Source organism: Lonsdalea quercina subsp. quercina (assembly GCF_000688655.1).
Lineage (GTDB): Bacteria > Pseudomonadota > Gammaproteobacteria > Enterobacterales > Enterobacteriaceae > Lonsdalea > Lonsdalea quercina.
Window position 1 is genome coordinate 106082 of sequence record NZ_JIBO01000003.1, and the last position, 10422, is coordinate 116503.

General features: G+C 58.4%; 16 protein-coding genes. 13 read left to right on the plus strand and 3 right to left on the minus strand.

Going from position 1 to position 10422, the window contains the following annotated elements; translation table 11 throughout:
* Position 1 precedes the first annotated feature (1 nt).
* The 3 genes from RZ35_RS02645 to RZ35_RS02655 form a co-directional block, all read right to left on the minus strand.
* Positions 2-916, minus strand: a complete 915-nt coding sequence (locus RZ35_RS02645) for a hypothetical protein (RefSeq protein ID WP_026741909.1) — start codon at positions 914-916, stop codon at positions 2-4.
* A 14-nt stretch (positions 917-930) separates the two neighbouring features.
* The gene (locus RZ35_RS02650; protein ID WP_026741910.1) at positions 931-1239 is read right to left on the minus strand and encodes a helix-turn-helix domain-containing protein; all 309 of its coding nucleotides are present in this window, start codon (positions 1237-1239) and stop codon (positions 931-933) included.
* A gap of 54 nt (positions 1240-1293) precedes the next feature.
* Positions 1294-1482 (minus strand): DNA-binding protein, encoded by a 189-nt coding sequence (locus tag RZ35_RS02655; protein ID WP_026741174.1) that lies wholly within the window; start codon positions 1480-1482, stop codon positions 1294-1296.
* Between the two features lie 86 nt (positions 1483-1568).
* Between RZ35_RS02655 and RZ35_RS17600 the strand changes: the two genes are divergently transcribed.
* From RZ35_RS17600 to RZ35_RS17070, 13 genes are all read left to right on the plus strand, one after another.
* Positions 1569-1991, plus strand: a complete 423-nt coding sequence (locus RZ35_RS17600; protein ID WP_164477202.1) for a helix-turn-helix domain-containing protein — start codon at positions 1569-1571, stop codon at positions 1989-1991.
* 18 nt (positions 1992-2009) lie between these two features.
* A complete protein-coding gene (locus RZ35_RS17905; RefSeq protein ID WP_139171509.1) occupies positions 2010-2540 on the plus strand; it encodes a hypothetical protein in 531 nt (176 codons plus the stop codon).
* 1099 nt (positions 2541-3639) lie between these two features.
* Positions 3640-3984, plus strand: coding sequence for a putative holin (locus RZ35_RS02670; protein ID WP_026741912.1), 345 nt, complete (start codon positions 3640-3642; stop codon positions 3982-3984).
* A 2-nt stretch (positions 3985-3986) separates the two neighbouring features.
* The gene (locus RZ35_RS02675) at positions 3987-4622 is read left to right on the plus strand and encodes a transglycosylase SLT domain-containing protein (protein ID WP_036152483.1); all 636 of its coding nucleotides are present in this window, start codon (positions 3987-3989) and stop codon (positions 4620-4622) included.
* On the plus strand, positions 4612-5247 hold the full coding sequence (locus tag RZ35_RS02680; protein WP_026741914.1) for a hypothetical protein: 636 nt from the start codon (positions 4612-4614) through the stop codon (positions 5245-5247). Before RZ35_RS02675 ends, RZ35_RS02680 begins: the two co-directional genes overlap by 11 nt.
* Positions 5244-5561 carry a hypothetical protein gene (locus RZ35_RS02685; protein WP_026741915.1) on the plus strand — a complete coding sequence of 106 codons (318 nt, stop codon included), beginning with the start codon at positions 5244-5246 and terminating at the stop codon, positions 5559-5561. The genes RZ35_RS02680 and RZ35_RS02685 overlap by 4 nt, the downstream gene beginning before the upstream one ends.
* Positions 5562-5563: 2 nt before the next feature.
* Positions 5564-5872 (plus strand): hypothetical protein, encoded by a 309-nt coding sequence (locus tag RZ35_RS02690; RefSeq protein ID WP_026741916.1) that lies wholly within the window; start codon positions 5564-5566, stop codon positions 5870-5872.
* Positions 5873-6492: 620 nt separating this feature from the next.
* Positions 6493-6966 (plus strand): Gp37 family protein, encoded by a 474-nt coding sequence (locus tag RZ35_RS02695; RefSeq protein ID WP_026741917.1) that lies wholly within the window; start codon positions 6493-6495, stop codon positions 6964-6966.
* The gene (locus tag RZ35_RS02700) at positions 6963-7160 is read left to right on the plus strand and encodes a hypothetical protein (RefSeq protein ID WP_036152488.1); all 198 of its coding nucleotides are present in this window, start codon (positions 6963-6965) and stop codon (positions 7158-7160) included. The genes RZ35_RS02695 and RZ35_RS02700 overlap by 4 nt, the downstream gene beginning before the upstream one ends.
* The gene (locus RZ35_RS02705) at positions 7150-8574 is read left to right on the plus strand and encodes a phage tail sheath subtilisin-like domain-containing protein (protein ID WP_026741918.1); all 1425 of its coding nucleotides are present in this window, start codon (positions 7150-7152) and stop codon (positions 8572-8574) included. The genes RZ35_RS02700 and RZ35_RS02705 overlap by 11 nt, the downstream gene beginning before the upstream one ends.
* A complete protein-coding gene (locus RZ35_RS02710; RefSeq protein ID WP_026741162.1) occupies positions 8574-9095 on the plus strand; it encodes a phage major tail tube protein in 522 nt (173 codons plus the stop codon). Before RZ35_RS02705 ends, RZ35_RS02710 begins: the two co-directional genes overlap by 1 nt.
* 368 nt (positions 9096-9463) lie before the next feature.
* Positions 9464-9784: a phage tail assembly protein gene (locus RZ35_RS02715; protein WP_026741919.1), complete on the plus strand. Its 321-nt coding sequence runs from the start codon at positions 9464-9466 to the stop codon at positions 9782-9784.
* Positions 9735-9866 carry a GpE family phage tail protein gene (locus RZ35_RS17070; RefSeq protein ID WP_071999740.1) on the plus strand — a complete coding sequence of 44 codons (132 nt, stop codon included), beginning with the start codon at positions 9735-9737 and terminating at the stop codon, positions 9864-9866. The genes RZ35_RS02715 and RZ35_RS17070 overlap by 50 nt, the downstream gene beginning before the upstream one ends.
* The last annotated feature ends 556 nt before the right edge of the window (positions 9867-10422 follow it).

Consider the following 10422-nt stretch of genomic DNA (forward strand, 5'->3'; position numbering starts at 1 on the left):
CTCAGACCGTCTCGGTGTGGGGCAGTCGAGGTTCGGGAGCGTCGAGCCAGGCCGGTTTCAGGCTGGCGTTCGGCGCCTCGTCCAGGAAGAAGCGCTCGCGCAGCTGGTGGATGGCGCGCTCCAGCTGGCACAGCAGGCCGTTCATGAATTCGGTCGGCGGCGACTCCAGGGCGTCGTTGCTGTTGAGCAGCTCGCTGAAACCGGCCTGTAGTTTGCCGAGCAGATGCGCTTCGGCGTCGAAGGCGATGGCGCTGACTTCGGNCCGTAGTTGGGCGCTCTGCGGGTCCGGTTCGGGAGTGGCGATGCGAGACTTTTTCTCCAGCTGAGTGGCCAGCTCGTCGATTTTGCTGTTTTTGTCCGCCAGCACCCGCTGCTGAGCGGCGCTGTTCTCGCGGGATTCGCGCAGGGCGGCCTTCAGTTCGCGGCTGGTCATGCGGTCGATCTCGTCGAGCGTCGCGCCCGCCACCGTGCCGCCTTCCGCCAGCTGGTCCAGTTCGTCGTCATCCAGCNCCATCAGTTCATACAATTTGGTTTTGCCCAGAACGCGCAGCGATGAGCGCTTTGGCTGCGAGCCGTCGCCGTAGCCCAGAAACTTGACGCTGGCCTGCATCATGCGGCGCGCCACCTGCGGCGCCAGTCCCAGTTCGTTTTCGACGATGGTCGTAAAGGTGCCGTGCGGCTCGTTTTCTTTGAGGATCACCAATCGTTTACCGGCTTCCAGCATCGCTTCCGCGCTCTGCGCCATGTAAAAGCGGGCTTCGTGAATGATGCGGTCGCGCTCGTAGGGCAGGCCTTCGCCGTATTGCTGCATGATGCGCGTCTGGTGCTGCGACAGCGCGTTCAGGTTTTCATCCAGATCGCGGGCCAACGCGGCATCCGCAACTAATTCAAGCGGGGGAGTTTTTATTCTTGCCATGTGTGTGTGTCCTTCTACTNCCGGCTGCCGGCCAGCAAGCGCTGGTTCATTTCGTTGATGCGGTCTTGTGCGAGTGCGATTTCGTTGGCATGAGCCTGAGCGATTTGCAGGGTCTGCATGCTCAGCGCGAAACGCCCGTTGTCTAACCGTTGCGCCAATCCTTCTTCGATCAAGGTGTGCAGCGCGCGGTGGATGTTGGCGGGCGATTCATCCAGCGCCGCCGCCAGTTCACCGTTCGCAACGCCGCCCAGGGTATGACCGCGCAGTGCTTTGAGAACGCGCAGAATACGAACGCCTGCGCTGGATACGTTTGCCTTGCTCATGCCACATTCTCCTTTTTTTAATATGTGATAATCTGTTACGGAGGTTGATAACCATCAAACGGGTTGGGGCGTTTTTAGGCCGAGTTTCACAGCAATTTCATGGCCTTTTCCGTATTTCGCCTTCGTGAGTCCGTTCAATACGCGGTAGACGTCTGAGGGGCGGTAGCCGTTTTCCTCGGCCCACCGGTTGAAGGTCCAACCGTTTTGCCGGAACAGCTGCTTAACCTGCTCGGGGGTTTTCATCGAGATGGCTCCTTTTTCTACGAAGAAAGTATCTATTTGTGCAATAGATTTTGTGAACTTTAGTTCTCATTGTCAACGGAGTTTTTGTGAACTTTGATTCTCTTTGTGCTCAGCGTCTAAAATCTGAGCGAAGTCGGCTAGCGTTAAAACAGGACGAAGCCGCGGCCAGATGTGGCGTTTCTCGTGAAATGTGGAGCAAATACGAACGTGGCGTTGCGGTGCCAGGAGGCGATGTGTTCGCTGCGTTCGCGCAGTCGGGCGCTAACGTGCAATTCATTTTGACCGGCGAGCAGGGCGCGTCCTCAGGGACGCGAGCTGACGCATTGGATGCGGAGCTGCTCGCAAATATTGTCCTAAAATTGGAAATGCTGGCTAAACAAGCGGGACGACGCTGGACGTCAGCGGAACTCGTATTACAATCAGCAAAAATATATAACTTCCTAATCAAAGAACCTGCTATCGATAATGATAGGATTGATAGCGTGCTGAAGTTGGTTATAAATCATTGATAATATAAAGGACTAATCATGGACAGAAGAGATAATGAATTACAGGAGCTTGCAGATCAGGTCGCGGGCAGTTTAAAAATGCTGCCTCAAGAGAACCTGGAGCGACAAATAACGATAAGCGTCGGGGGGGATAATCCGGGGTCCATACATGTCGGGTCCGTCGTGAATATAAATCCCGCGCCGGTGAGACCCCCAGAGTTACACGAGATGGATAACCGCACTTTACTGAATATGAAAAAAGCACTGATATCAAACCGTAATGAATCCTCGCGCCGCTGTTATTTCAATATCCCGTGCATCCTCTTATTCGGATTGATTTCTGGCGCGTTTATTTTTGTTCTGTGGAATATTTTTCTTATACTCCACCAAAAACCCACCTTGTTAGATTTAGACGAAAAGAAACTGATTATTTATGCCAGCTGGGTATGTTTGGTCACGGTGGCGGGTAAACATCTGGAGAAAATTCGTAAAATCGAATCTCAGATAGCCACGGAAAACCAGACCATTATTGATACTATCGATGTCATCTTGTTTCGCCGAGGCATGTAAGAGAAACACCTGACGCCTTGCGGAGTCCCCAGAAGCCATATCGCGCGGTGGGAGCGGTTTTATCCCTGATTTCCGTGCCGAGCATAGACATTCATCATCTTTGCCGAAGTCATTTCATGGCGCCGTAACGTACTCGCGATCCGGCGATGTGCGAAAATAAGCTTGTGCGGCCGGACCATAAAATAAGCGAAGGCGAAAAAAAGACTGTGGATAGTCCCTATCAACAATAACCGCAGGCTGATGTATTTATTGGATTCATTGTTATTTCCCTGAAATAGACCAATAAAGTTCCGCGTGGGAGCGTGGGCGGCAACGGCACCCTCCCGTGCGGAACATGGCCCCTCTTATGATGTCATTTTTCATGTTATTCGAATACGGACCGCCACCCGATATTGTTGCTGCGTGCGGCGGTAAGAGCGATGTCATCATGATGCTTCGCCGCTCGCCGCATGACCCGCCTTAGCACGCGTTCCGGCGTTGGTGGTTCCCCGAGGTCACACGGACGACAGCCGCGAGCGAATCAAGCGAGCCATTGTCTTGCTCTCCTTTGGCGGATGGCAGTGCCCGACGCGCCTGCGTCGGCAGATCGCGATGCCCAAGATACGCGCAACAGGTAAGCGGCGCGGCGAAGCGGGGCGTGACCGCCGTTGCATAAATTAGAAAATGACGGACAAAGCAGGTGGCGGATTTTTATCCGTGCGTCTACCCTTGGCCGTTGTATGAAAACTGGCCGGACGGTGGGTGGTGCTCAGCCTGTCGCTTTTTTGATACAAGCGAATTGCGCCGGTGTCGCGAGTGTCGCCGTGTTGATACAGACCGGCTGCGCGAGTGTCGCCGTGTTGATACAGGTTGATTACACCGCTCGTGGCCTACCGTAAATGCTCGCTTTCAAGGCGCTTTAGCATCGTGGGATTTTCACATCCACCGCGCATTTTCGCCCCCTCAGAGTAAAACTTCTGCTGATTTTTTCTTCGCCCAAATGAGCGGAAACCCTTGAGCCACGCGGCTTGCAAGGCGGTGGACGCTATAACCTCGTTTACAATCACGCCCCGATCGTCTCCGTAATGCTGTGTGCATTTCACTTCTCAAGGAGACTGTTATGCAAAGTAAAAAACGCCGCATCATGCGGCTGGAACGATTGTTGGGCTGGCAACTGACGGCGGTATTGCTGCTGGTGCTCATCGCGCTGGTGTCGCCGCAGCAGCTGCCGGTGGTGGTCTATAAGATCTCGCTGATTACGCTGGCGGCGGTGCTGGGCTACTGGCTGGATCGTTCGTTGTTCCCGAAAGCCTCGCTGGGGCAGTATCTGGAGCACGATCCGGAGCAGATGGCGCACGGGCATTATCCGGTGCGGGCAGGCTGTGAATTGATCTTTGCCGCCGTACAGCTGCGACGCGCGATGATCGTCGCGGCCGTGTGTGTGTCTGTGGCGACGGGGTTGTAATCATGCTATCGCCACAAACCGTGGGCCTGCTGTTGTCCGCGCTGCTGCTGGCGTCGTGGAGCGGCGTGCCGCGTTTCGTTCATGCCGACGATCAAACGCCCGCCGCCGCGCAGCGCTATCGCAGCGAGCTAATCCGCAGCGCCCGGCTGGAGTGGGGGCTGTCAGCGCCGGTGGCCGACTTCGCCGCCCAGCTGCATCAGGAGAGCGGCTGGAATCCGCAGGCCGTGTCGCCCGTCGGCGCGCAGGGGCTGGCGCAGTTTATGCCCGCCACCGCCGAATGGTTCAGCGGCATCATGCCGGAACTCGATAAAAATCAACCCTTTAATCCCGGATGGGCCATTCGCGCGCTCACGCAGTACGACCACTGGCTGTGGGAGCGTCTGCGCGGCGTTAACCCTTGTGAGCGGATGGCGATGACGTTGTCGGCCTACAACGGAGGACTCGGTTGGGTGCAGCGTGACCGGCGTCTGGCGGAGAAGCAAGGGTTGAACGGTCAGCGCTGGTTCTCCCACGTCGAAAACGTCAACGCGGGCCGCAGCGCCGCCAACTTCCGCGAAAATCGCCACTATCCGCAGCGCATCTTGAAGGAGCTGGCGCCGCGCTATCTGACATGGGGAGACGCCAGCTGTGTTCACTAATCTGATCCCCTGGCGCTGGCTGGGCGCTCTCACGCTGGTCATGCTGCTGGCCTGGGGCCTGTATCACAACGGCTATACGCGCGGACAGGCTCAGGCCGCCCGCGACGGCGAGCTGGCGCTGAGCGAGCTGCGAAACCGCCACGAGCAGGCGCTGCTGGCGCAGGCCGAAGAGGATAACGAGGCCCTGACGGCTTGGCAGCAGCGCTATCAACAACAGGTTGTTTCAGCGGCGGAGGCGGAAAAACGTTATCTCGCCACCCTGTCCGACCTGCGTCGTACCCATCAACAGCTACAGAGGAAAATTGATGATGTTACCCATCGTTGGCAAGATGAACGCGGCCAGAGTCACGCTATCGAGTGCGTGTTTACTGCTGGCTTCGTGCAGCAGTACAACGCCGCCTTCGGCCTGTCTTCCCTCACCGCCGATGCGGGAAACGCCGCCGCCGCCGCCCGCCGCGCTGGCGGCGCGTCCGGAGCCGGTGCCGCCGTTGATCCCCGGCTACGCGATTCCGGCGTCGCCCAGCGCGATCTCCTCGCTCACGCCACTGAAGTCGGCGCCGCCTATCAACGGCTCGCCGCCCAGGTGAATGGGCTACTGGACTATATCGCGGGGCTGGAAAGATGAAGGTCGAGATTGAATTCTGGACGCTGGTCGGTCTGCTTCTCTCCTTCATGGGCTTTGTTTTCGCGGTCGCGAAGATGTTTTTTGCCCAAATGGAGAAGCGTCAGGCCGAGCAATTCCTGGCGCTGGACACCAGCTTCAGAACCAGTATGGGCGACCTTAACAGTCTGGAGCGCGAGTTTATGGCGTTCAAGGCCGATTTGCCGCTGAACTATGTGCGCCGCGAGGATTACATTCGCGGACAGACGGTGATTGAAGCCAAGCTTGATGCGCTCTACAACAAGTTGGAGCTGGTGCAACAACATGGGAGAACTTAGCGGTGGAAATATCTCGATTGCGTCAGGAGTCCATGCGCTGGCATGTCCTGGTGACGCTAAGCCGTGCGCGGCCGTATCCCGTCAGCCTGTTTTTTTTGCTGGAGGTGATTCGCGGGATATATCCCGATGTCACGGCGCCCGAATTGCGTAGGGCGCTGGACTATCTGACTGAAAGCCATACGCTTTCGGTCAATCCGGAGCCGTACGGCAGCGGGACCGTGAGCCTGACCCGCCTTGGCGCGGATCTGGTCGACTACACGGTCGACAGCCTGCCCGGCATCGCCCACCCCACCAAATATTGGCACGACTAAACCCAAGCGTCTTCGCACGTCCTCTTCATTGCGGAGACGTTTTTATGATGCGACGACGCCCCTCCTTCTCTCCCCCAACGTCAACACTCCGCGACGGCTCGATCTCGATGTCGCTTTTTGCTTAGAGCATTGTCGCCTGTACCCGACGGCTCGATCTCGATGTCGCTTTTTGCTTAGAGCGTTGTCGCCTGTACCCGACATCTCAAATTCTACTGTCTCCATTTTTCATTCGTCACTTTTCCCCTCTCCGAACTGTTCATTCCCAGCGTCCGACGCCGAACTCCCCATTTCCGAACCTCCAACCTCAACGTCATTCCACGCATTATCGTCTTTCTGGCTGGCTCTGCGGCGCGCGCACTCCGCGACGGACCGCTACTCGGCGAAAAAATTGCAACTTGTTGATGTTCAATGTGTTTCTAAATAGGGTTAAAAGCCCAATCCCCCATTTCCCGCGATACTGACCTCAGTTTACGAAAACAGGACGGNGTCATGCAGTCGATTCAATTTGTTCAGTTCATCACCCGTACCGCGCGGCGCGGCGACGCGCTTCCGGCATGTGGGCGCCGCGACGCTCAGACGACGAACGGCCTTTGCCGCCGTGCCGCGCGGGGGAACGCGTAATGGACGTCTCACCGATGATTGATGCCGTGGTTGCCCGGATTGCCGAGGCCTTTCCCGGCTTGCAGGTGGAATCTTTCCCCGGAAAACCGGCTGAGTACGTCCTCAGCCATCCTGACGGCGCGATTCTGGTGCGCTACGCCGGCTCTGCGTTTCGCAAGCCGGAGGAGTGCGGGATCGTGCTGCAAACGCAGCTTGTCAAGCTGCGCGCCACCGTCGTGTGCCGCGAATCCAGCGGACAAAACGGGGCCGTGACCGTGCTGGATGCGCTGCGGCGCGTGCTGTGCGGACTCCGGCTTCCGAATTGCAACCGCAAAATCCGGCTGAAGAAAGAGACGGTCGTCGGCAAGGGCAGTAGCGATGGACTGTGGCGTTACACGCTTCGGTTCACCGCGGAAACCCTGCAAACCGAGGACGCGTCGCTGCCCGACGGGCCATTACTCACACAAGTCACTTACAAGGAAAGCGAAATATGAAATACCGCTACACCGGCCCGACCAGCGGCGTCACGCTGGCTGACGGCACCGAAGTGCTGCTGTTTCCCCAGCATGAGGTGGAACTGCCCGCCGAGCATGATTACGTGAAAACGTTGGTCGCTCTGGGCTTTCTGCAATCGTTGGAAAACGGCGCTTCTATCACTACTAACGATGAGGTAAACCATGGCAGCTAACTATCTGCATGGGGTCGAAACCGTTGAGGTCGAAACCGGCGCTCGCCCGATTAAGACCGTTAAATCCGCGGTCATCGGCCTGATCGGCACCGCGCCCATGGGGCCGGTCAACGACGTCACGCTGTGCGTGTCGGAAACCAACGCGGCCCAGTTCGGCTCTCAGGTCAGCGGATTCACCATCCCGCAGGCGCTGGACGCCATTTACGACCACGGCGCCGGTACGGTGCTGGTGATCAACGTGCTCGACCCGGCCAAACACAAGACCTCGGTCAGCAATGCCTCGGTCACGTTCGACAGCACGGGCGTCGCCCAGCTGGTCAACCCGGTGGTCTCCAACCTGGTGCTGCGTAAGAGCGACGACGCTCAGCCGTACGTGGAAGGTCAGGACTACACGCTGGATGCGCAGACCGGGAAAATCACCCGCGTCGGCACCAACATCGACAGCGGCAGCACCGTGATCGCCAGCTACGACTTCGCCGACCCGACGAAAGTCACCGCGGCCGACATCATCGGCAGCGTGAACGAAGCGGGCAACCGCACCGGCATGAAGCTGCTGAACGACACCTACAACGCCTTCGGTTTCTTCGCGAAGATCCTGATTGCGCCGGTGTACTGCACGCAGACCAGCATCGTCACCGAATTGGTGTCCCTGGCCGACAAACTGGGCGCCGTCGCCTACGTCGATGCGCCGATCGGCACCACGTTCCAGCAGGCCATCAGCGGCCGCGGACCGACAGGCACCATCAACTTCAACACCAGCTCTGACCGCGTGAAGCTCTGCTACCCGCACGTCAAAGTCTACGACGCGAACACCAACAGCGAACGTCTGGAGCCGCTGTCTCAGCGCGCCGCCGGCCTGCGCGCCAAGGTGGACAACGAGAAAGGCTACTGGTGGAGCAGCTCCAACCAGGAGATCTCCGGCATCACCGGCGTAGAGCGCCAGCTGTCAGCCATGATCGACGACCCGAACTGCGAAGTGAACCTGCTGAATGAACAGGGCATCACCACGGTGTTCAACAGCTACGGCAGCGGCCTGCGTCTGTGGGGCAACCGGCAGGCGGCCTGGCCGTCCGTGACCCACATGCGCAACTTCGAAAACGTGCGCCGTACCGCCGATGTGATCAACGAATCCATCCGCTACTTCAGCACCCAGTTCATCGACCAGCCGATTAGCCAGGCGCTGATCGACGCGCTGACCGAATCCGTCAACGCCTATGGCCGTACGCTGATCGGCAACGGCGCGCTGTTGGGCTTCAAGTGCTGGTACGACGCCGCGCGCAACGAAGAAACCGAGCTGGCCGCAGGCCACGTGCTGCTGAGCTACAAGTTCACGCCGCCGCCGCCGCTGGAACGTCTGTCTTATGAATCCGAGATCACCTCCGAATATCTGGTGACGCTGAAGGGGAATAGCTAATGGCTAAAATCGAAGTCAATCGCATCACCAATGCGAATATTTATCTGAGCGGAGCGAATCTGCTGGGCCGTGCGGAAGAAATCAAACTGCCGGACATCAGCATGACCATGCAGGAGCACAAAGCGCTCGGCATGGTGGGCAAAATCGAACTGCCTTCCGGGTTCGACAAGCTGGAAGGGGAGATCAAATGGAACTCCTTCTACCGCGAAGCGATGCTGGCCACCGCCAACCCGTACAGCGCGTTGTCTTTGCAGTGCCGCTCCAGCGTGGAGCGCTACACCGCGCAGGGCCGCGTCGATGAAGTGCCGATGATCACCTACCTGACCGTGATGTTTAAGAAGAACCCGCTGGGCACCTTCAAACCGCACGAGAACGCGGAGTTCAGCTCCAGCTTCAACTGCACCTACGTCAAGCAGGTGATGGATGGCGAAGACATCCTTGAGCTGGATTATCTGGCCAACATCTTCATGGTCAACGGCGTCGATCAGCTGAGCGACTACCGCACCAATATCGGCGGCTAATGCCGCGTCGCCTGGGGACGACAGCGAATTTTCGAACGTCGTCATCAGGCGACACCCACGGTCGCGGCGGGCCTTCACGGCGGCCCGACCGTCCCAAGCAAACATGTGCCGCACGGCTTTGGCCGGGCAAGCACCCCGGCTCTTACGAGAACCGACCTGTTTTGGCGAGCAGCACGATTGCGCCGACCGACGAAAGCGCGACAGAACGCGCCGTTCGGCTCGGTCGCCCACGGGCGAAGGCAAACGGCGCGCGCGGGCCGTCTAAGGCAGATAAATGAACGCGAACGTCGGTGAAACGCCGACCTTTTATCACGAATATCGGCCATCCGCCGTTGCGGCTGGCCCCCAATCACACTCTGGAGCACACGATGTCCGATAGCGAAAAGTACCTGTTGCAGTTTCCTTACTCCNCGCCGGCCGGCGAGCGCCTGACGGAACTCACGCTGCGACGCCTGAAGGCCAAAGACCTGAAAGCGGTCATGAAACTGACCGACAACGCCTCCGACTGGGACAGCTTGCTGCTGGCTCGCGCCAGCAATATGGTGCCGGAAGATCTGGATGAGATGGATCTGGCCGACTTCATGGAGCTGTCCAAACGATTTCAAAAACTGTCTGGCGTGGTTAAGTCCGAAGGGACTGATGGAAGCACAGGCGCTGCTGGCGAGGTGGTTTCGGTTTCAGCCGAGTGAGTTGAATAACCTAACGATCGACGAGTTGGAAGACTGGCTGGAGATGGCCAGGGACCAGATTAAACGTGAGCACGGCGACTGAAGGAGGGAATACCAAAACACGCTCCGCGCGGCGTCGGACGAGACGGATAAATTGACGGGCAGACCCTGCCGACCGCCGTCCGACCCTCGCATCAGCCGCCGTCGCGCGGGCCGTTCGCCGTCCGCGGCCAACGTCGGTCGTTTTCCCTTCCTGCCCGGCCGGGCACACCCGAATCCCTCTCGCGATCCCTTTTTTTCATTGGCTTAAGGATAGAACGATCATGGCCAACTTCGATGAATCCTCTAGCGGGGCCGCCGCGTTTCGGCAGTCGCTGCTGGAATATAGCCGTTCGATGGCGTCCTTCAACCAGGCGTATCAACGCATNATGACGTCGCAGGTGCGGATGATGGAGTCGATGGCGCGGGCCGCGAGTCAGAGCGGCCGCCATTTACCGCGGTTGAACGACGACCTGCAAGACGTCAGCCGCATTCAGGACACCCTCACTTCGCAGCAGATCCGGCTGCTTGAACTCAGCGAGAAGTACACCGCGCTGTCCGAGCAGCGGGAAGCGCTGCGTGCGGACTTGTCCGAGTCCGTCGACAACGTCAAAGAGACG

Coding starts and splice junctions, on each gene's coding strand:
- RZ35_RS02685 (WP_026741915.1), top strand. CDS start 5,244: ATGAAGGTCGAGATTGAATTCTGGACGCTGGTCGGTCTGCTTCTCTCC.
- RZ35_RS02655 (WP_026741174.1), bottom strand. CDS start 1,482: ATGAAAACCCCCGAGCAGGTTAAGCAGCTGTTCCGGCAAAACGGTTGG.
- RZ35_RS02675 (WP_036152483.1), top strand. CDS start 3,987: ATGCTATCGCCACAAACCGTGGGCCTGCTGTTGTCCGCGCTGCTGCTG.
- RZ35_RS17070 (WP_071999740.1), top strand. CDS start 9,735: ATGGAAGCACAGGCGCTGCTGGCGAGGTGGTTTCGGTTTCAGCCGAGT.
- RZ35_RS02705 (WP_026741918.1), top strand. CDS start 7,150: ATGGCAGCTAACTATCTGCATGGGGTCGAAACCGTTGAGGTCGAAACC.
- RZ35_RS02695 (WP_026741917.1), top strand. CDS start 6,493: ATGGACGTCTCACCGATGATTGATGCCGTGGTTGCCCGGATTGCCGAG.
- RZ35_RS17905 (WP_139171509.1), top strand. CDS start 2,010: ATGGACAGAAGAGATAATGAATTACAGGAGCTTGCAGATCAGGTCGCG.
- RZ35_RS02710 (WP_026741162.1), top strand. CDS start 8,574: ATGGCTAAAATCGAAGTCAATCGCATCACCAATGCGAATATTTATCTG.
- RZ35_RS02670 (WP_026741912.1), top strand. CDS start 3,640: ATGCAAAGTAAAAAACGCCGCATCATGCGGCTGGAACGATTGTTGGGC.
- RZ35_RS02700 (WP_036152488.1), top strand. CDS start 6,963: ATGAAATACCGCTACACCGGCCCGACCAGCGGCGTCACGCTGGCTGAC.